The following is a 19,486-nucleotide window of genomic DNA, read 5'->3' as shown; positions in this document are numbered from 1 at the left end:
TTATTATTCCTTACTGCTGAAAATGTTCTACCAGTGTCTCTTTACGCACTGCAAAAATACCTGACCCGCCGTTTTCAAACTCTAACCAAATCACTTCTAGACCTGGAAAACGCGTGCTCATATGCACTTCGCTGTTACCGACTTCAACAAATAACCAACCGCCATCATTTAGGTAGGTTGGCGCCTCGCGAAGCATAATATCGACAAGCTCAAGACCGTCATCACCGGCAGCAAGCGCAAGCTCTGGCTCGTGGTGATATTCTTCAGGAAGGTCGGCCATGTCTTCAGCGTCAACATAAGGTGGGTTAGACACAATAAGGTCATACTTTTGACCTTCTAAACTAGAAAACAAGTCTGATTGAATGGGATAAACACGGTGACTTAAGCCGTGTTCCTGAATATTGATATCGGCAACTTCTAACGCATCTGTGCTGATATCAACTGCATCTACTTGTGCTTCTGGATACGCGTGTGCAAGTGCAATGGCAATACATGCTCCCCCCGTACACATATCAAGAATACTGCTTGGTGTATTCTCTACAAAGGGGGCAAATTCGTTTTGTATAAGCTCTGCAAAAGGCGAGCGTGGAATAAGCACTCGCTCGTCAACATAAAATGGCATACCACAAAACCATGCCTCGTTAGTGATGTAAGGCAACGGCATACGTGTTTGCACGCGCTTAAGTACCAGCTCGGCAATTTTCTCACGTTCACTTTTGGTTAAACGAGACGACAACACGCTTTCACCTACCTGCTCTAAAATAGGATGTGGTAAATGCAATGCTTGCAAAACAAGGCTTGTTGCTTCGTCCCATGCGTTGTCGGTGCCATGACCAAAATACAGCGCCGCGTCGTTAAAGCGACTGGTTGCCCATCGCGTCATATCTAACAGGGTGTGTAGATCTTCAATGGCTTCTTCAAGGTAAAACTTATCGGTCATGGTGTTTGGGTACATCAGAAATTGCAAAGCTGGTATCATACTAACATTTACAGTGTTCGCCCATGTTAAATTGCATATTGATTCATAATGAAAGCGTTTAAAAAAGAACTAAAAGCCTTAAAGAAAAATTTGTCGGCACAAAATGTCAATAAAGCGGGCGACACGAGTAAGGTTGATGCCGATAGCGTCGAGGAAGAAAGGTTTTCATTTGCCGATGCAATGAAAGGGGTTAAGCCGCTGCAGCAAGACAAGGTAGAGCCCGACAAACAGATAGAACTGTTTAATAAACGCCAACAGGCCTCGCCAACGCGTTTAAAAAATAGCAAACAGCTAGCAGCCTCATTTAGCTTTTCAGACATGTATCAGGCAGCGCTTCCACAAGAAGGCCCTATGCGTTATTGCCGTGAAGGCGAGTCTACCCACATTGTAAAGCAATTACGACGTGGCGATTATTCACCCGAAATGATGCTAGATTTGCATGGTCTTACGAGAGAGTTGGCGAAAGAAGAACTTGCCGCTTTAATACACGCAGCGAGAAAAGACACCATAGACTGTGTTTGTGTAATGCATGGTTATGGGCAAGGCGTACTAAAAGCCGCCCTGCCTCATTATTTAGTTCAGCATCCACACGTTAGAGCGTTTCATCAAGCACCGCTTGAATATGGTGGTCAAGCAGCGCTATTAGTACTACTAGACGTGCCGCTTCAAAACAACAAACGCTAGTAACAATAAGCGTTAACTTAGGCTAATAACTTGTTGGTACTCGTTTATTGATCATTACTTGTCGCGAATCACTTTTTAATAATTACTTAGCATTTACATAGCTATTATTTAGTTGCGTCTGCACTATTATGCATAAACAAATAAGTGTAGTACGCCATCATTCCCACAATAATACCAATGCCTAAAAGCGAGCCCCATACCACCGGGTCTTTAATCATTGTCCAGAACATAATGTTTCTCCTCTTCAACTGCGTTAATAGTAGAGGAGACGCATCTGTAACATCGTGATCTAGATCAAGGCTCATATCATCAAAAAACCAAATCACTTCCTATTTTTGATCTACATCAAACTTAAAAAACACCTAGCCTTGATACAAAGCTTTAGCCTACTTTTATTATTCTTTTGTATTACGTTAGCCAGCATTATGGCTGTTACACGGTGGCTTTTTTGATTGTGAGGTTAAATTCATTGACAGACCAAGCTTAAACGATTAAGTTTTGAAAATAGAATGTTATCAAAACATCAATACAACGAGTTTTAACTATGAAAGATTCACTTAAGCCCAAAATGCACTTTTGGCAAATATGGAACATGTGCTTTGGCTTTTTCGGTATTCAGTACGGATTCGGATTACAGCAAGCAAACCTAAGCCCTATCTTTCGCTACCACGGTGCCGCCGAGCATGAATTGCCTATCCTTTGGCTAGCGGGCCCTGTAACGGGCTTGTTAATACAGCCGTTAATTGGCGTAATAAGTGACGGTACATGGACCCGATTTGGCCGACGTAAGCCTTTCTTTTTTATGGGTGCACTGGTTGGCTCAATCGCCGTAATGTTTATGCCTTATGTGCCAGAACTTTGGATGGTGGTTGGTCTGTTTTGGATCCTTGACGCTGCTATGAACACAGCGATGGAACCCTACCGTGCACTGGTCGGTGATAAAGTGAATCACGAACAAAGACCTCTCGCTTATGCACTTCAATCTTTCATGGTTGCAGCAGGTCAAGTTCTAGCCGGATTGATGCCTCTTATTATGATTGCTTTCGGTGTTTCGGTAGAAACAGATGGAAAGGAAATCCCTGAGATAGTCAAATATTCATTTATCGTAGGAGTAGTAGTGATTCTTTCATCCTCTGTTTGGTCATTTTACAAAACAGATGAAATACCTCCAGAAGATATGGAAGCATTTAAAGCCAACCAAAAGCATACCAGTATAAAGCACGTGTTAAGCGAGCTTTGGACTGCGCTGTTGGAAATGCCAAAGTCGCTCAAAGCCATTTGGTGGGTGAAGCTAGCAACTTGGTTTGCACTACCTATGATGTGGCAGTACCTCGCGCTCTCTATCGCCAGGCATGTTTACGACGCCCCAACTCCCGAAAGCCCTGGTTTTGTAGAAGGAACGGCGCAAGTGGGGATGGCGTTTACAGTGATGAATGTAACCACCATTGTAATGGCACTGGTGATAGTGCGTTTTGTCAAATATCTTGGAGATGCAAAAACATATGCATTGTTCTTATTAATCGGCGGAGTCGGTTTCCTTTCAATGCAGCTTACCACTGACCTAATGATGACATTCGTATGTATGGCTCTCGTTGGAGTTGCATGGTCAGCGGTTATAACTGTGCCGTTTATCATTACAGCCGACGTGACACCTGCAGCTCGAGTTGGCGTATACATGGGGTTACTTAACGCCATGATCTGCCTTCCTCAAATTTTTGAAATGGTTACGATTGGTTTTTTCTACGACTCATTACTAGGCAGCGACCCTCGAAACGCGCTTGCACTGTCGGGTCTTCTTTTTGTTGTAGGAGCGGCCTTAGCACTTCGCATTAAGTCAAAGCCAGATCACCTCATTAATCAGGAGGTTTCTCAATGAAAATCAGCACAATAAAACGCGAATGGTGGAAAGAAGGTGTTGTTTATCAAATTTATCCTAGAAGCTTTCAAGACTCTAACGGCGACGGTATTGGCGATCTTAGAGGCATTATTCAACGCTTAGATTACATTGCCTCATTGGGTATTGATATTGTATGGCTGAACCCGGTTTATCAGTCGCCAAATCACGACAACGGTTACGATATTTCAGACTACCAAAACATTATGGATGACTTTGGTAGCATGGAAGACTTTGATGAAATGCTGGAAGGCTTTCATAAACGTGGCATTAAAGTAGTTATGGATTTGGTGGTAAACCACTCTAGTAGCGAGCACAAATGGTTTAAAGAATCGCGTTCGTCTCGTGATAATCCATACCGAGACTATTATCACTGGTGGCCAGCAGAGAACGGCACGCCGCCTGAACGTTGGTCTTTCTTTGATGAGGAAGGCAGCGCATGGGCGTTTGATGAAAAAACTAATGCCTACTATCTACATTATTTTGATAAAACGCAGCCCGATTTGAATTGGGAAAACCCGAAAGTACGAGAAGAAATTTTCGATATGATGCATTTTTGGTTCAAAAAAGGCATCGACGGTTTCCGAATGGATGTGATTACGTTCATATCAAAACACGATGGCTACCCAACGTTTGAAGGCGTACATGGCGATAAAATGATAGACGTTTATGCCAGTGGCCCGCGCTTGCACCAATATTTACATGAAATGAACCGTGAAGTACTTCAACACTACGACATTATGACGGTTGCAGAAGGCCCTGGTACAAACTTATCCAACATTCACGATCTAGTAGATGAAGATCGTCAAGAGCTTAATATGAATTATCATTTTGAGCATGTAGAACTTGGCCTAGACGCTCGCAAAATTGTAAATAGCGACCATCGTAATCTGGTTAAATTTAAGAAGATAATGAGCGACTGGGCAACGGCCTTTGACCAAAAGGGCTGGGGAACTCAGTGGCATACCAATCACGACTTTCCTCGTCAGGTTTCATGGTTTGGAGACGACACAGCTGAACACCGAGAGCAATCATCAAAGCTACTTAGTACGTTTTTGTTAACCATGCGCGGTACACCCTATTACTACATGGGTGATGAAATTGGGATGACGAACGCGAAGTTCGACAGTATTGATGATTACGATGACCTAATGACCATCAATTGGTACAACCTCACCATGGCAGAAGGCGGGGATGCGCAAAAGCTTCTTGAATCGCATAAGTTAAGCGGCAGAGATAACGCTCGTACTCCGTTTCAATGGGACACATCAGAGAACGCTGGCTTTTCATCAGCCAAACCTTGGTTAAAAGTTACCGACAACTTCAAAGAAATAAACGCAGCAGAGCAAGAAAATAGGCCTGATTCACCGTTAAATTATTTTCGTGAGTTAACGCAGCTACGCAAAGATAACTTAGCGTTAATTTATGGTGCGTATGCGCTGTTGCTGGCTGAGGATGAGAACATTTACGCTTATACAAGAACGTTAGACGATGAGGTGATACTGGTACTACTGAACTATTCGAGCTCATCACATGTCGCTGAAATACCTAACGTACTTCACAATGGCGATGTACTTATAAATAACTTCGACACGCTAGAAAAAGTAGATGCTGGCTTTAGCCTTCTGCCATGGCAGGCTGTGGTGCTAAAAATAAAGTAGCAGTAGTAACAATTTAAAACGGGTGCCTTAGTGCACAAAGTAAGCAAAACGCGCCTTAATTAAGGCGCGTTTTTTAATGCTTACAGCACTTCAAAGGTTAAGCTTGAAAAGTAGGTTTCGAAGTCTGCCTTTTCATTGTTCACTAGGGGCTCGCCCCACACAACGTTAATTTTTACCGCGCCGGCCTTTGAGAATGCAAACGTAGCTTCGCCATTGTCATTAGTTTTTGATGCTTGCTCTGTTTCAGCGCTATCACCTAGCGCTATGGCATCAATTTTCGCACCTTTCAGCGGGCGGCCTTTATATAAAACCTTTACCGTAAGGGTATTCTCCTCTAATGAGTAAGGGTGCGATAAAGGCACAATTTCAAGCGTATGACCAATAGGCTTTGTGGCATTATCGGAAAGTAATTTACCTACTTGTACAATCGACTTAGCCTTTCGCGAATATAACTCTGAACCAGCGACTTGCTCTTGCCCTCTTTCTTTTCGATGGTTGAGTATTGCAGTAAGGCCTTCTTTACTGGCGTAATCATTAAACTTCTCTGCACCTAAAACACTTACTGAGTGATAACTTTCAAACCCAATAACGTAGGTGCCATCATTTAACAGCGGTGTTTTGGCAAGACCTGGAACCAGCGACGTGCGCGGTACAATGCTACTGGCCATGTCTAACACGCCCGATGATGAATATGCGCGCAGCGCCACAATTTTATCCCACGTTAAACTCCAGTGATTGATATCGTCTTTATGACCTACCTTAAACTGAAATCCAAAAGCCATTGGCTTGCTAGCAGTAAAGCCCGAAGGCGCCAACCAGAAATCATGGGCAGTGGCAGCGCTTGACGTCAATAATAGTGCAGCACTCAAAAACAGCTTTTTCATTTTCATAAATATTCTTCTTTGGTCATAAGTTGTACTAGGTATAGCATTGATAGTAGGTAAAAAGCGAGGCAAATAGAAATTCTACAAGCAGACTTCATATCAAGATAAGTAAACGCTTCATGAAAGACCGTGCAAAATAGATAGCACTGGCTAGGCATCACTGACTAAGTAATTGTGATATCAATTCGTCGGTTTCTACAATGGGATCGTGACCGAACCAAATTGACCACAGCGCATGAATAAGCTCAGTATTGTTGGTTTTAACAATAAATTCGTTATTAAAAAAGACAGAGAGTGAGCTACTTCCATGCCTTTCAAGGCGTAACAACGAGTGCTTTTTTATTTCATCGTCGAAGCCATAAGACAAACGCGCAATTTCCTTATTAATATGCGTTAGGTCCGTATTTTCGTTATTACGCTCTATTCCGTCTATCAACGCTTTTTCTACTTGCTTTGGTGTTGCATCTCGCAAAAATTCAAGCTCTACGCGCTGCGGTGCTCTTCCATTTAGTATGTGTGAGACTAACGCATTTCTCTGTGTGGGCAGGCCTTCAGTGGCTTTCATAAAGTGACTAATTCTATACACTTTAAAAAAGAACATTCTTCGTGTGGTGCTTCCGCTTAATACAAGTGGGCAGTTGTTAATATTTGGCTTATCAAACGTATTGGAAGCCGTTATTGCTTGTTCATCATTAACGGCAATATTCGCAAACGAAGCATTGGCGAAAAAAATGGAGCACCCCACGTACGCAAGCGCTGCTGCAACCAATAAATTGAAGACAGACCTATATGAGTACGCCATTAAAATGTTCGTTGTATGGTTGTAGTGATCATAAGCTGCGATTTTTTGGAAATACAATGTAGTAAGCATAGCGTCTTTGCTTACACGGCGTGTATGAAATTACCTTAACGTTGATTATTGGTTCGTGTAATTCGTGATATTGGAGGTTTTCTTATCGTCTTACATGGGCGTTAAGCGCACACCTAATTTTCGTTTCCACGAAAACACAGAATATCGTTTTTTAGTAGAAACGGGTGTTAGTATGAAGTAGCAGCAATAAGTTGTTGGCTGCTACCCGGCCATTGCACAACTTATTGTACAACTCTAAATACTCAACTATACTTGTCCAATATACTGTACATATAGGTGATTTATGAAAGTCGTATCATTTACTGAAGCGAGAAATGGTCTTAAGCGTGTTCTGGATAGCGTAGTTAATGATGCGGATACTACTGTAATTACCAGACGTGATTCCGAAGATGCAGTTGTTATGTCATTAGACTACTACAACAGTCTTATGGAGACCGTTCATCTTATGCGCTCACCAGCCAATGCTGAACATTTAAACCGCTCAATTTCTCAATACAAGCAAGGTCAATCCAAAACGCGAGAACTCTTAGATGACTGAACGCTTACTTTCATGGACCGATGCAGCGTGGAGTGATTATGTATATTGGCAAACTCAAGATAAGAAAACTCTTAAACGGATAAATAAGTTAATTGTAGATACGAAGCGTTCACCATTCGAAGGAATAGGTAAACCTGAAGCACTCAAAGAAAATTTGAGTGGTTTCTGGTCACGGAGAATAGATGAAACTCATCGTCTAGTTTATGCCGTTGACGATAACGCTTTAACAATCATTTCATGCCGCTACCACTACTAAACATCATGCATGTAATAGCCGCTAACAAGAACTTTGCATGAGTGTGACTGCGTGCCACACTTAGACGCAAACGCGCGGTAGCTTTGCAATTTTAGCAGCACGTACACTGCCCTCAGTTTAAAGTTGTGTCGCAGAAAACACCCACTGTCGCGCTACTGTCAGGTATATTTCGTAACCGACAATAGTGTAAAAATGGAAAAGTGTAGTTGCACTCAGGTAAGGAGACATAAATGATCGTAAGACGGTTAAGAGAAAAACGAAATTGGTCACAGGAACAGCTCGCCACAATTAGCGGGTTAAGTACTCGCACCATTCAGCGTATTGAAAGTGGTAATAAAGCCAGTCTCGAATCACTTAAAGCACTTGCCTCTGTGTTTGAAATTGATATTTCTAAACTGCAAGAGGAAATTATTGTGATAGACAAAACATCAGCAGCATGGAACAAAGAACCTATTCTGGTTAAATTTGCCTTTTGGGGAGTAAAGGCAAGAAAACAAATTATCATGTTAGAAATAACGGCAGTACTGCTTGGTTTCGCCACGTGGGTTATTAAACCAGATATATTTGCAACCTCAGCTTTCTTCCTTTTAGCCTACATTTTTTCAAATATGAAGCACTATATCGATACGAAAAAGTATTGGTGAACATTGGATATAATAGAACGCTCAAGGGACGCACACGTGGCGAAGCTTACTCCATTATAGCGCTTTGTATGCGCCCCTTTGCTGAGTGTTAGCTTTTAAGGACAGTATGCAATTTAACTTATCACGCAATGAAGTAATTAAAGAGATAGTAGAAGCTGATTCAATAGTTAGTGATTCAGATTTTTACACGCTCAAGACTTGGTTAAAGTACAAAATTGAACCTGTTCAATGGCAACATGAACAGTATGAGTTTGATGATAAGTTTTGGGTTGTAGTCTTGTTAAATCAGAATTGTCTTTACTTTAATTTTATCGAGGAAGGCTGGGGTTGGGGTAAATTTTCCGAAAATGGATTTATCGAAAAATATCATTGGGAACAAGATAAGCTTTATGAAGCTTTCCTTTGGCGCTACAAAGATAAGCTATACGAAAGTTAACAAGAGTTTAAATGGGCGCAAAACACTTTGCTTATGCTCCCTCGTCGTCACGTTTAGCCAATCATGAATATCGAGTATTACGAAATCTTTGAGAAAGAACTAAAAGCAGGTTTAAAAAAGCAAGCGGCAGTTTCTGTTAAAAAGTTCGTTGATTCATTTAGAAATCATGATGAGGTTACAAACTGGGTCTGGTCATATTTACCAAACCTTGAAAAGAACCGCCATAACTGTATCAGACATGAGATATTTATTCATTTGGTATACCCGACACTCAAGGAAGGGTTTGAAGTTGACGACTACAACTCTACTTTATGGCTTGGTAAGCTAATTCAAAATGTATATCAAACCAAAGGAGTTTTTGAAGAACTAGGTTCCTTGGTTGATATGGATTTCTACCGTAAATGCTACGAAATTGATTCTTTAAACCCTGAAGGTAGAGCTCTACTTTTAGGGAGCATTTTAAATTGGCTATCACATTGCGAGCATGAATGGCCTGCTGGTATTTTGTATGGAATGGATAGTGCGACAGCAGAACAATGTAAAGAGATAAGAAAAGAAGCTAAATTTGCATTATCTATTGCTGATGAAAATAAAGATGGTCGTTTCATCATGCTATTTTTAGAAAAGCTTAACCAATACGAAGAGAGGCTTAATAAGTTAAATCAGTCAGACTCGTAACATTGTAGCGCTTTTCTCTAGCCCGCCTAACGGGAAAGAAACCTATTGTGAGCGCCAGCTCCGAATTAAGTGCAATAATTTGCAAGATAAATAACTTCCATCACTGCCGCCCCCATTCTTTACCACCCATTTCTACCAGCCGAGATGCAGCCCTTCGAAAGGAAAAAGCAAGATCATTGGCGGATGAAAATTGTGCTAGTGATACGCCAACTCGACCTGTTGCCGACCACTCGTAATATTTCCCGTCTTTGGTTCGGATCATGGTCGTCGCAAAGGAACTCGAATTCCCCCCTTTGTCGTTAACAATTAATTCTCCATCGCCATCATCGCTCTCGACATGCGCTTCAAAGTAGACAAACAACTCGTTGAGCGGGACCTGTGCCGCCAACACTAAGCGAGTGCGAGCTTCATAACACGCATCAATAAGGGTTACGAATCGTCGGGCTTCGTTAAGGTGGTTGACGTTTAGTTGAGGTACATGGTCAACAATGAGCATCGGAAACCGGTGGCAAAGGGAAATATAGTCGGCCGCCCCAAGCGGTTGGTAGCACAACTCGGAAAAGTTGAACCACGCGCACCTATCATTCAATCTACTCACTTGGACAGTGCGACCAAAGTGGACAGATATAACCTCGGCCTGCGCTCCAGATTCAGTGCCACCAAATATGTCCTCTAGCTGCGCCTGTATACTGTTTTTTGTGTCGCCATCATTGTTTGACCAAAAATAGGATTGACCACTCGCTTTCGTTTCGCGTCGATAATCTGTTTGCGAACCCTCCATGGAAACAATGTCTAACGTGTCTTTCAACATATCGATGAATGGCAAAAAAAGTGAGCGGTTTATACCTCCTTCATACAACGTATCGGGGGAGCGATTCGAGGTGGCCACCACTACAACATTCAAACTGGATAATAGTGAAAACAATCGTTTCAAAATCATGGCATCGGCAACGTCCGTTACTTGAAATTCATCGAAACAAAGCAGCTGGGCTTCTTGTGCAAGTTGTTGCGCAATAATAGGGAGCGCATCATCTCTTGGATGCTTTTGTTTGTAGACAAAGATTCGATGATGAACCTCTAACATGAATTCATGAAAGTGAACGCGGCGTTTGGTTATTTGAGGCACATTAACCAGCGCATAGAAAAGGTCCATTAAAAAGCTCTTGCCCACCCCAACCGAGCCATGAATATACATACCTCGCGGTGGCGGACCAAAAGACCACAAATAAAACTTCTTTTGAAAAAAGGACTGGGCAGATGCCAAAGCTTGCTTGGGTCGAAGTAACAGCGAACTGCGGCTTATAGAGCCGCTGTCTGTCGATTTGTCGGTGCGCACTGGTACTGGTGGGAGTGCGGTAAGAGACTCATGCAGAGCATCGAGTTTTGCCGCTAGAGCAAATTGTGCGTTATCTTGTCGAACCTCGCCCGCATGTACCTTGCGTTCATATGCCGCTGTTACTATGCCTGTGGGGTTAGACTGCCGCTCGACACGATGTTGTACTGCTATATTATTCATCACCGTTTTCATCATGAACCTGATGAGTTTATCAACCTAATGATTTTAGTAACACGATGACTTGTTACGCTAAATTTCTGTATAGGTATCAAATGAATTTGTATCAAAGACTTGAGTTTCGACGTTCAACGTAAAAAAGGCACAAGACAGAAAGAGTAAACCACTCCTGTAAAAGGAGAAAATTATCCAAATTACTTATTGAAAATAATTCTCATTTGCACTATCTTGTAAATGCCTGTTCGACGTTGGGTAAAAAACGGTCTTGGCTTAGCGTCGCTGAGGGATAGACGCCCGTCTATCCCTCTTTTTTTAGTACTAGTATCTTATCTATGCTTTTATAGATAATTAAGTCGTGAGATGTTTGACTTAGTCATCGCAAACATTTACGTAAATAGCTTCATAAACCAACCTTTCTGAAGATCTTCTTCGCAGGTTTTAAGCTGTGTTGCATAACGCAGCGAACGGGCTTTAACCTTAGACGCAACTTTCTTTAACCAAGGCTTCTTATCATAGCTGCGTCTTTTATAACCGCCCCAGCCTTCGTGGTAGTTTAAGTATTGTGCGTAAGCATCCCATTTAGACACGCCATTCACTTTCTGAGACTTGTAGATAAACCAACCCATGAAGTCGATGGCATCTTCGAAATCGTCACGATCTGCCCCACTGTTACCTGACTCGCGAATATAGTCGGCCCATGTAGGTGTTTTTGCTTGAGAATAACCATAGGCAGAACTTACGCGGCCCCATGGAATTAGCCCAAAAAACACATAATCGCGGGGGGGAAGCGCATCATGTCTAAACGAACTTTCTTGATACATCATGGCCATTGGCACGTGAATGGGTACTCCCCATTTATCTCTAGCATCAGCAGCTGCATCATACCAATCGTCCTTTTCGTAGAAAATTTCGCATAAATTACTTATATCTTTAGGAGGCGTAGTTGCACAGCCCGCGATAAGTAGCGGAAAAAGAACGATGAAAGTTGATAAAAAAATAACCAGTTTTTTGAACTTTTGGTTCATAGCTTGTCTTAATTAATGTTCTAGTAAAATGTGTGTTTCCCTGGAACCCTTCTATGCCTGACCCTTGTCAGGCATTTTTTTTGCCGGTGCTTCAGCGAAATAGTCGCGTATAAACGTATCGAAGTCTTTATTATCAGCCGCTTCAATCTCTTTCTGCGCCTTAAACGACACTTCAGCCTGTTCCGCAAACCCTTTTTCATCGGTAAAGGTATAGCTGAAGTGTTTCATTTCCTGCTGATATTGTTGGGCAAGCTCTAACCCTAACACACCGTTGTCTTTATCATTTTCAAGTAACATCTTAAGTAATTGACCCGACGGCGTTAAATCAGGGTTACCCACTTTTTCAAATTCAGAGGCTACTGCACGTGAGTAACGGTCGGTGTCGTTAGCCTTATCTAGGAGGGTTGCAGCCTGTTTAAAGTAGCCAAACAACGTGTCACACCATTGTGGCAGTGAAATTTCCGCGCCATTATTCGACAACATAAGTTCAGGGTTTCTACCCTCAAGCACCACTTTATTCATGTTCTCTTTGGCTTCATTAAGCTGCGCTTCATCAAGCTCGGCACTTGGAATTAGCAAGCAAGATAATAAGAACACATCTAGGAAATCAAACTGGGTTTGCGTTATGCCTATCGACGAGAATGGGTTTACATCTAAGGCACGTACTTCAATGTAATTGATACCGCGGCGAACAAGGGCGTCGGTAGGCTTTTCCATTGACTTAGTAGGCTGTTTCGGACGAATAGGTGAATACAGCTCATTTTCAATTTGAATAATATTACGGCTAAGCTGCTGATAATTGCCCTCTTCGCCTGCAGCAAAGCTACTAAAGCGTGTAGACGGTGTTGTCATTGCGCTTCTTAATAAATGTACGTAATTATCTAGTTCGTTATAACAAATCTTCAGCGACGATTGTTCTGCACTGGTATAACCTAAATCACTCATTCTAAGTGACGTGGCATATGGCATATAAACAGTGCCTTTTCCTACTTTCTCAAAGGGTAATGCATGTTGCTTACCTTTTAAAAATGAACCGCAAAGTGCTGGAGACGCACCGTATAGGAATGGGATTAGCCAGCAGAAACGTCGATAATTACGAATAAGGCCAAAGTAGTCGGCAGACGTTTGCTCTTGTGAATGCGCTTTACCGTTTAACGATGCCCATTGCGCCCAGAAACTGTCTGGTAATGAGAAGTTAAAGTGTACGCCTGCAATGGCCTGCATCATGCTGCCGTAACGGTTCTTTAGACCAATACGGTATACGCGCTTCATTTTACCCACATTCGATTCGCCAAAATAAGCAATGGGAATGTGCGCTTCATCATCGATGAAACAAGGCATACTTAACGGCCAAATTTGCTCTTCACCAATGTTATCAATTACGTACTTATGAATGTCTTTAAGTTGCGCAGTTGTTGTTGCTGCACTGCTTTCAGGAGGCGTAATAAACTCTAACAGTGACTCTGAAAAGTCTGTCGTTATCGATTCATGTGTAAGTGCTGAGCCTAAAGGCTGAGGGTGCGGAGTTTGCGCCAGCGTACCATTGGGGTTAATTCGCAGTGCTTCTCGTTCAACACCACGCTTGATATCTTTAAGCGAAGATAAAAACTCTGAAGACTGAAGCGCTTCAATACGCGCCTCAAAACGGGTTGAGTTTGCAGTCAAAATGATGGTCCGTTATGTCATTATTGCCCCCAGTTATGGGGGGCAATAGTGTAAATTCAACAAAAATCAATCTATCAGTTTAACGCTTCTCGCGTATTGCTCTCTACTGATAACTCGATAATTGGCATTGATAACGCGTTTAATTGAGGCAAAATTTTCGCTTTATCGCCCACTACAATAATTTGCATCTGTTCTATATTCAAATATTGCTTGGCAAGCGCATCAATGGTGTCTTTATCAATGTTGTTGATAATGTCGAGCTGCTCAGCGCGATACCCTTTTTCTAAATCGTAACTTAGCATCTGGCGAAGGAAGCGCGCCTTACTGGTTGGTGTTTCAAATTCTAATGCATCGCTTAACGTGTAAGCGTTACGCATGAATTGAATTTCTTCTTCTGTAACCCCTTCCGTTCTATACAACTGAATCTCTCGTAGAATTTCAGCAATACCTTCTGCGGTATTGTTGGCCGTTAAATCGGTGCTTACTTCAAACCAACCTAACGTTTTACCGCCAATAAAGCCGCTATTTGCACCATAGGTGATGCCCTTATCCTCTCGCAGATTTAAATTAATGCGGCTGTTAAAAGCACCACCTAGAGGGAAGTTCATCAAACGTGTTTTAAAATGGTCGCCAGTGGCATCGAAAGGCAGGCTGCGGTCAACAATGTACACAACAGACTGAACCGCTTCAGGGCTGTCTACCAAGTAAATAGTATTTTCTTGGTACTCAGGAAAAGCACTGTACTCGTTAAACTCGTAATCATTGCCCTGCCATTTAGCTAAAAAGTCTAGATTGCTTAGCACAGCTTCTTGAGGCAAGTTGCCCACCACCACAATGCTTGCTTTCGACGGAGAATAGTATTGCTGGTAATAGCGTTTAATATCATCAAGCGTAATGGCGTTTACTGTATCAATAGTGCCTTCATCGGGCAGACTTACTCGGTTTTCAGCGCCAAACAACACTAAGTCGCGAGCACGCTTAGCGATACTTGATGGTGTTTTAGCTTGCTGCTGCAGCCCTTGCAGCACACGCTCTTTCATTCTATCGAAATCGACTTGAGTAAAAGCAGGGTTAAACAGCTTCTCTTTCAAAAGTTCAAGCGTTGCATCTAAGTGTTTAGTTAACGTAGAAACGTAAATTTGAGAATAGCGACCGCCGGTGCTGAAGCTTATTGAACTACCTAACTTGGCAAGCTGATTAGCAAGTGCTTCGTTAGAATAATTCGCCGTGGTTTCATTCATTAAAAGTGCAGTAAGGTAAGCGGTGCCTGCTTTCTCACTGGTATCCAGCAACATGCCGCCATCTAGACCGATTGTCATCGTAATAGTAGGCGTTTCATTACTGGTAACACCAAGCACTTCAATACCATTACCAAGCTTCGCTTCCCAAAAATCGGGCACGGTTACCACTGGTGCTGGCCCTGCGTTAGGGATCTTGCTTCTATCAAAGCTAGAAGGTGCGCTTACGAACGTCTCGTCAGAAAGCGCATTATTGGCTAATTCTTTGTCATCGCTTAGCGACTCAGGAATATTGCGTACTGGGCGTTCGAAAGTAGGCTCTGCGGCAGCAAGCTGAGGCTGACCTTTAGGTACAACACTAAGCACAACGCTGTTGGCATCTTTAATATACTTCTTGTACACACGCATTACATCCTGTGCAGTTACCGCGTTATAACGTGCTATATCATCGGCTATTAGGTCGGGAGTCTGATGAAAAGTTTCACCTGCTGCTAGCGCAGATACTTTACCCGAGACACTTTGTAAGCCGAATACCGTACGCGCTTCAATTTGTCCTTTTGTACGCGCTAGGTCATCTGGCATCACTCCTCGAGCTTCAAATTCGTTTAACGTATCGGCCATCACTTCTTCAAGAGTAGCAAGCGACTGCATTTTTGCTGGATTACCTAATGCCAATAGCTGGAACTCGCAAGCCAGTTCTCTACAAGGGTGTGAAACGACGGCTTGAACGGCTAAACCTTCTTTTACCAGGTTCTTGTAAAATAAAGATGTCTTACCACCACCTAAAATATCAGATAATACATCTAACGGCGCTTCGTCTTCATGCCTTGCATATACCGTTGGGAAGGTAATTTGTAACAGCGGCAGATGCACTTTATCTTCCAGCGTCATGTAGCGCGTTTCAGGCAATGTAACCAGTTCTGGCTCTGGTTCTTCAACTTCAGGGCCTGCAGGAATGTTGCCGAAGTATTTCTTAACCCATTCCTTTGTTTTTGCAACATCAATGTCGCCGCCAATGGTTAACACCGCATTGTTTGGTCCGTACCAACGTTTAAAGAACGCTTTTAAATCGTTAACATTTACGCGATCTAAGTCTTCTACATAACCAATGGTTAGCCAAGAATAAGGGTGCCCTTCTGGATACAGCGCTTCACCGTTTAGCTCAAAACGCAAACCGTAGGGCTGATTGTCGACACGCTGTGCTCGCTCGTTCTTCACGGTTTCGCGCTGGTTCTCGAACTTTTCTTGATCGACGGCCTCAAGTAAGTAGCCCATTCTGTCTGATTCAAGCCACAGCACTTTTTCCAACTGATTAGCAGGAACAGTTTCAAAATAATTGGTTCTATCGGTATTTGTAGTGCCGTTTAAATTGCCACCCGACTCAGTGATAACTTTGAAGTGCTGTTCATCAGCAACGTGTTTAGACCCCTGAAACATCATGTGCTCAAAGAAGTGAGCGAAACCTGATTTCCCCACTTCTTCGCGCGCCGAACCAACGTGATACGTTACGTCAACGTGGACAAGTGGGTCTGAATGGTCTTCATGAAGAATGACGGTTAAGCCATTTTCTAATGTGTACTTTTCATAATCTATTGATACGGTGTTGGCAGCTTTTGGCGTTTCAACATGCGCACGCTGGCAACCTGAAACCGCTAAAATACCGAGCGAAATTACCAGCGAACTGAGGGTCAGTTTTCCTGACATGACTATTCCTTTCCTATTCAACACACCTAGATAAGTGTGGCAATAACCATACTAATTTTCAGAAGATTACCAGACTTTTAAACGGTTTACTTCGTCTGACTTTGCTATGATTGTATTAATTTATGTAATTCTGAAATACACTAATGAATAATCATCTACACTACTCATTGGTTATTCCAGTTGATTGCGCTTATTGGTAGTCATTGGCAGATAAAAAGGCCGAGTTTGAACCGTAAGCAATAATGAGGTTAAAAGGAACGTTTAATGGATCAGTCGACAACAGTACTCGATATTGACTTTGGAATGTCTCAGCTTAGCGGTAACAAAACGCTGTTGTTTACCCTTCTAGGAAAGTTTACCGAAGAATATCGTTCGATTGACGCAGATATTCAAACACATGTAGAAAAAGGCGAGTTCACAGAAGCTTATTCTCTTGTACATACCTTAAAAGGTGTTACTGGTAACTTAGGATTGTTTGCCCTGCATCATGCTAGTAAGCCTATTGAAAGCAGCTTGCGAAACGATCAGCGTATTTCAGACGATTACCCAGCGTTCATCGCTTGTTTAGATGAAACTATGGCAGCGGTAGATGCACTAACAGCAGAGCCTGACACAAACAGTGCCGAAAACGCACCTGTAAATAACGCTGCGGCTGAACAAGCGAAAACACAGCTTTTAGCGGCACTTAAGGCCAGTGAATTTATTTCACAAGAACGCCTTGATTCATGGCTTGCCAGCCTTTCTCTTCCCAACGATAAACAAGCTGCAATTGTTGATGCTGTTGACGAACTAGACTACGAAGCCGCTATAGCTGAATTAGAAAATAGCTAGTGCAAGACCTGTGTATCTTATACAACAGCGATGAACTTGTTGTTGTGAATAAACCTTCGGGTATCGGCATGCACGATACCCAAGCTATTCAAACCCCTTCACCTACTTCTAAGCAAATTACTTCGCAAGAATTTATTTCGCAGCAATTGGCTTCGTCTGAACCTAGTACTCAAGAAACACTCACTATTCCAGGTATTGTAACGTTGCTTAAAAAGCAGCTAAACTTGTCGCAGCTGCATTTATGCCATCGCCTTGATACCGGCACATCGGGCTGCCTTTGTTTAGCTAAAAATGAACGGGCTGCCGCTGAAATAGGCGAGTTATTCAAAGCAAGAACTGTAAGAAAATACTACGTAGCCTTAAGCGATAGCAAGCCTAAAAAGAAACAAGGCGCAATAATTGGCGACATGAAAAACCGACGAGGCGGTCAAAGGATTTTGTTAAAGACAACTGAAAGACCGGCTATTACGCAGTTTTTCAGCCAATCTGCCAAGCCCGGCGTGCGCGGTTTTATCGTAAAACCCTTTACCGGAAAAACGCATCAAATTCGCGTTGCGCTTAAAAGTATCGGCGCTCCTATTAATGGAGATACACTTTACGGCGGCAATAATGCAGAACGACTCAATCTTCACGCATGGCGCTTAATGCTGCCACTAAAAACTGGGCTGGTTAGCGTAAGCGCAAATATTGAGACTCACCTTGCGTTTTTTGAGAAAAACGCCTTTATCTTCAAGCAATACGAAGATGGCTTTGCCGACCCGCAAGTACAAGAATGGTTTTCACAGCTTCAGCCTCCCGAAACTCTACCGTGGCCAAACTTACCTAAAGGTTTGAGCCCATTAAAGGGAAAGGTATTAGAAGAAGCCTCTGTGAATGAACTTGCACCAAAGGAGTCTAATTAGTGGCAATGCTGTATATCGTTGGTGGCGGCGCTATTGGTTCGCTAGTGGCTGCAGGGGCGCAAAAGCATGGCGTGCCCTATCAACAATACCCTCGAAATGTTAAACATTGCCCGTCTTCTGCTGTATGGCTTAACGGCGAAATCGTTACCTTACAACCAGCGTGCTCTATGCCTTCAGTATTACAAGCTGATGATGTAGTCGTATTGCCTTTGAAAGTCTATCAACTGTCACAAGCACTTCATTTTTGGCTACCCTACTTAGTAAACCAACCTACTGTGGTATTGCTACATAATGGAATGGGCGGCGCAGAAATAGCGAATGATATACTTGGCCCCGATTACCCATTATTGCTAGCAACCACAAGTCATGGTGCGCTTAAAAAAGAAACCGAAAATGGCAGTGTTATCGTTGAGTATACGGGGAAGGGCGAGACGCAAATGGGTGCGTTAGACGTTCAAGCTTTTGGATGCTCTAATAAGACCTCTTCGATACTGACTTCTAAGCTCTGTTCTAAACTTCCGTCTAAGCTTAGCAGTGCCATATCACTTTTAAGCGCAGCGTTACCCCCTACCCATTACTGTGACGACATTCAAAAAGCGCTTTGGAGCAAGCTTGCTGTAAACGCCGTTATCAACCCGCTTACGGCAATAAATAATATTCAAAACAAACACATTTTAGACTCGCAATTTGATAAACAACGGCAAGCTATTTGTTCGGAATTTACTGCAACCGCCAATGCATATGGTTTTTCATTTTGTGAGAAGCAGGTGCATGAGCGTGTAATGGCAGTGGCAAAAGCGACAGGCGAGAATTATTCAAGCATGCATCAAGATATCGTTAATAAAAGGCCTAGCGAAATAGGTGCGATTAACGGTTATCTTATAGAAAGAGCCAAGCAAAAAGGCATCGCAACGCCTATCAATACGCTGCTTACTCAGCAAATAAAAGAGATTGAAGCGCAGTTTAATACAAACATTAGTATGTGAGTTAAAGGCTGTAGAATTTCCGGAAAACGAGATCAGAAAAGGCGAGATTCAATCTCGCCTTTTTCATTTTTGGTCTAGCACTTGTTCAGCATTAATA

19 protein-coding genes are annotated in these 19,486 nt (G+C 42.6%); 11 read left to right on the top strand and 8 right to left on the bottom strand.

The genetic code is table 11. From position 1 onward, the window contains the following. Positions 1–10: 10 nt before the first annotated feature. Positions 11–940 carry a 50S ribosomal protein L3 N(5)-glutamine methyltransferase gene (gene prmB / locus ACGHAV_RS06315; protein WP_390377967.1) on the bottom strand — a complete coding sequence of 310 codons (930 nt, stop codon included), beginning with the start codon at positions 938–940 and terminating at the stop codon, positions 11–13. 87 nt (positions 941–1,027) lie between these two features. Between prmB and smrB the strand changes: the two genes are divergently transcribed. Next, positions 1,028–1,663, top strand: coding sequence for an endonuclease SmrB (smrB, locus tag ACGHAV_RS06310; protein WP_390377964.1), 636 nt, complete (start codon positions 1,028–1,030; stop codon positions 1,661–1,663). A 104-nt stretch (positions 1,664–1,767) separates the two neighbouring features. Here smrB and ACGHAV_RS06305 read toward each other — a convergent pair whose 3' ends face one another. Further along, positions 1,768–1,893, bottom strand: coding sequence for a DUF3149 domain-containing protein (locus ACGHAV_RS06305; protein WP_390377961.1), 126 nt, complete (start codon positions 1,891–1,893; stop codon positions 1,768–1,770). Positions 1,894–2,207: 314 nt separating this feature from the next. Between ACGHAV_RS06305 and ACGHAV_RS06300 the strand changes: the two genes are divergently transcribed. Next, a complete protein-coding gene (locus ACGHAV_RS06300) occupies positions 2,208–3,539 on the top strand; it encodes an MFS transporter (RefSeq protein ID WP_390377958.1) in 1,332 nt (443 codons plus the stop codon). Next, the gene (locus tag ACGHAV_RS06295; RefSeq protein WP_390377955.1) at positions 3,536–5,218 is read left to right on the top strand and encodes an alpha-glucosidase; all 1,683 of its coding nucleotides are present in this window, start codon (positions 3,536–3,538) and stop codon (positions 5,216–5,218) included. The genes ACGHAV_RS06300 and ACGHAV_RS06295 overlap by 4 nt, the downstream gene beginning before the upstream one ends. Positions 5,219–5,298: 80 nt before the next feature. On the opposite strand, the gene ACGHAV_RS06290 is transcribed toward ACGHAV_RS06295, so the two are convergent. Together ACGHAV_RS06290 and ACGHAV_RS06285 are read right to left on the bottom strand one after the other, a co-directional pair. Next, positions 5,299–6,108 (bottom strand): DUF4198 domain-containing protein, encoded by an 810-nt coding sequence (locus ACGHAV_RS06290; RefSeq protein WP_390377952.1) that lies wholly within the window; start codon positions 6,106–6,108, stop codon positions 5,299–5,301. Positions 6,109–6,259: 151 nt separating this feature from the next. Continuing rightward, positions 6,260–6,904, bottom strand: coding sequence for a chalcone isomerase family protein (locus tag ACGHAV_RS06285; protein WP_390377949.1), 645 nt, complete (start codon positions 6,902–6,904; stop codon positions 6,260–6,262). Between the two features lie 352 nt (positions 6,905–7,256). Between ACGHAV_RS06285 and ACGHAV_RS06280 the strand changes: the two genes are divergently transcribed. From ACGHAV_RS06280 to ACGHAV_RS06260, 5 genes are all read left to right on the top strand, one after another. Next, positions 7,257–7,511 (top strand): type II toxin-antitoxin system Phd/YefM family antitoxin, encoded by a 255-nt coding sequence (locus ACGHAV_RS06280; protein ID WP_390377946.1) that lies wholly within the window; start codon positions 7,257–7,259, stop codon positions 7,509–7,511. Beyond that, positions 7,504–7,767, top strand: coding sequence for a Txe/YoeB family addiction module toxin (locus tag ACGHAV_RS06275; RefSeq protein WP_390377943.1), 264 nt, complete (start codon positions 7,504–7,506; stop codon positions 7,765–7,767). Before ACGHAV_RS06280 ends, ACGHAV_RS06275 begins: the two co-directional genes overlap by 8 nt. Before the next feature lie 230 nt (positions 7,768–7,997). Then, complete coding sequence (locus tag ACGHAV_RS06270; protein ID WP_390377940.1) at positions 7,998–8,411, top strand: helix-turn-helix domain-containing protein; 414 nt, start codon at positions 7,998–8,000, stop codon at positions 8,409–8,411. 106 nt (positions 8,412–8,517) lie between these two features. Continuing rightward, positions 8,518–8,847 carry a hypothetical protein gene (locus ACGHAV_RS06265; RefSeq protein WP_390377938.1) on the top strand — a complete coding sequence of 110 codons (330 nt, stop codon included), beginning with the start codon at positions 8,518–8,520 and terminating at the stop codon, positions 8,845–8,847. 63 nt (positions 8,848–8,910) lie between these two features. Beyond that, entirely contained in the window at positions 8,911–9,525 is a 615-nt protein-coding gene (locus ACGHAV_RS06260) for a hypothetical protein (protein WP_390377935.1), read from the top strand. A gap of 100 nt (positions 9,526–9,625) precedes the next feature. On the opposite strand, the gene zapE is transcribed toward ACGHAV_RS06260, so the two are convergent. From zapE to ACGHAV_RS06240, 4 genes are all read right to left on the bottom strand, one after another. After that, positions 9,626–11,056 carry a cell division protein ZapE gene (gene zapE / locus ACGHAV_RS06255; protein ID WP_390377932.1) on the bottom strand — a complete coding sequence of 477 codons (1,431 nt, stop codon included), beginning with the start codon at positions 11,054–11,056 and terminating at the stop codon, positions 9,626–9,628. A 368-nt stretch (positions 11,057–11,424) separates the two neighbouring features. After that, a complete protein-coding gene (locus ACGHAV_RS06250) occupies positions 11,425–12,063 on the bottom strand; it encodes a hypothetical protein (protein WP_334012931.1) in 639 nt (212 codons plus the stop codon). A gap of 51 nt (positions 12,064–12,114) precedes the next feature. Then, entirely contained in the window at positions 12,115–13,728 is a 1,614-nt protein-coding gene (gene gshA, locus ACGHAV_RS06245; RefSeq protein ID WP_390377929.1) for a glutamate--cysteine ligase, read from the bottom strand. Positions 13,729–13,802: 74 nt separating this feature from the next. Continuing rightward, positions 13,803–16,670 (bottom strand): M16 family metallopeptidase, encoded by a 2,868-nt coding sequence (locus ACGHAV_RS06240; protein ID WP_390377926.1) that lies wholly within the window; start codon positions 16,668–16,670, stop codon positions 13,803–13,805. A gap of 264 nt (positions 16,671–16,934) precedes the next feature. Between ACGHAV_RS06240 and ACGHAV_RS06235 the strand changes: the two genes are divergently transcribed. Genes ACGHAV_RS06235 through ACGHAV_RS06225 form a run of 3 tightly spaced genes read left to right on the top strand, consistent with a single transcriptional unit; the run spans position 16,935 to position 19,389 of the window. Next, on the top strand, positions 16,935–17,501 hold the full coding sequence (locus tag ACGHAV_RS06235; RefSeq protein ID WP_390377923.1) for an Hpt domain-containing protein: 567 nt from the start codon (positions 16,935–16,937) through the stop codon (positions 17,499–17,501). A 44-nt stretch (positions 17,502–17,545) separates the two neighbouring features. Then, entirely contained in the window at positions 17,546–18,403 is an 858-nt protein-coding gene (locus tag ACGHAV_RS06230; RefSeq protein WP_390377921.1) for a pseudouridine synthase, read from the top strand. A gap of 5 nt (positions 18,404–18,408) precedes the next feature. Then, positions 18,409–19,389, top strand: coding sequence for a ketopantoate reductase family protein (locus ACGHAV_RS06225; RefSeq protein ID WP_390378621.1), 981 nt, complete (start codon positions 18,409–18,411; stop codon positions 19,387–19,389). Positions 19,390–19,486: the final 97 nt, after the last annotated feature.

The sequence above is a fragment of the Alteromonas sp. MTD1 genome (assembly GCF_042848195.1).
GTDB lineage: Bacteria > Pseudomonadota > Gammaproteobacteria > Enterobacterales > Alteromonadaceae > Alteromonas.
This window is presented reverse-complemented; position numbering and strand designations above follow the sequence as displayed.

What these genes read in the sequence shown, in the direction of transcription:
- ACGHAV_RS06250 (WP_334012931.1), bottom strand. Translation starts at nt 12,063, where the DNA reads ATGAACCAAAAGTTCAAAAAACTGGTTATTTTTTTATCAACTTTCATC.
- ACGHAV_RS06270 (WP_390377940.1), top strand. Translation starts at nt 7,998, where the DNA reads ATGATCGTAAGACGGTTAAGAGAAAAACGAAATTGGTCACAGGAACAG.
- zapE (WP_390377932.1), bottom strand. Translation starts at nt 11,056, where the DNA reads ATGATGAAAACGGTGATGAATAATATAGCAGTACAACATCGTGTCGAG.
- ACGHAV_RS06240 (WP_390377926.1), bottom strand. Translation starts at nt 16,670, where the DNA reads ATGTCAGGAAAACTGACCCTCAGTTCGCTGGTAATTTCGCTCGGTATT.
- ACGHAV_RS06290 (WP_390377952.1), bottom strand. Translation starts at nt 6,108, where the DNA reads ATGAAAATGAAAAAGCTGTTTTTGAGTGCTGCACTATTATTGACGTCA.
- ACGHAV_RS06295 (WP_390377955.1), top strand. Translation starts at nt 3,536, where the DNA reads ATGAAAATCAGCACAATAAAACGCGAATGGTGGAAAGAAGGTGTTGTT.
- prmB (WP_390377967.1), bottom strand. Translation starts at nt 940, where the DNA reads ATGACCGATAAGTTTTACCTTGAAGAAGCCATTGAAGATCTACACACC.
- ACGHAV_RS06305 (WP_390377961.1), bottom strand. Translation starts at nt 1,893, where the DNA reads ATGTTCTGGACAATGATTAAAGACCCGGTGGTATGGGGCTCGCTTTTA.
- ACGHAV_RS06280 (WP_390377946.1), top strand. Translation starts at nt 7,257, where the DNA reads ATGAAAGTCGTATCATTTACTGAAGCGAGAAATGGTCTTAAGCGTGTT.
- ACGHAV_RS06300 (WP_390377958.1), top strand. Translation starts at nt 2,208, where the DNA reads ATGAAAGATTCACTTAAGCCCAAAATGCACTTTTGGCAAATATGGAAC.
- ACGHAV_RS06260 (WP_390377935.1), top strand. Translation starts at nt 8,911, where the DNA reads ATGAATATCGAGTATTACGAAATCTTTGAGAAAGAACTAAAAGCAGGT.
- ACGHAV_RS06265 (WP_390377938.1), top strand. Translation starts at nt 8,518, where the DNA reads ATGCAATTTAACTTATCACGCAATGAAGTAATTAAAGAGATAGTAGAA.
- smrB (WP_390377964.1), top strand. Translation starts at nt 1,028, where the DNA reads ATGAAAGCGTTTAAAAAAGAACTAAAAGCCTTAAAGAAAAATTTGTCG.
- ACGHAV_RS06275 (WP_390377943.1), top strand. Translation starts at nt 7,504, where the DNA reads ATGACTGAACGCTTACTTTCATGGACCGATGCAGCGTGGAGTGATTAT.
- ACGHAV_RS06225 (WP_390378621.1), top strand. Translation starts at nt 18,409, where the DNA reads ATGCTGTATATCGTTGGTGGCGGCGCTATTGGTTCGCTAGTGGCTGCA.
- ACGHAV_RS06235 (WP_390377923.1), top strand. Translation starts at nt 16,935, where the DNA reads ATGGATCAGTCGACAACAGTACTCGATATTGACTTTGGAATGTCTCAG.
- ACGHAV_RS06285 (WP_390377949.1), bottom strand. Translation starts at nt 6,904, where the DNA reads ATGGCGTACTCATATAGGTCTGTCTTCAATTTATTGGTTGCAGCAGCG.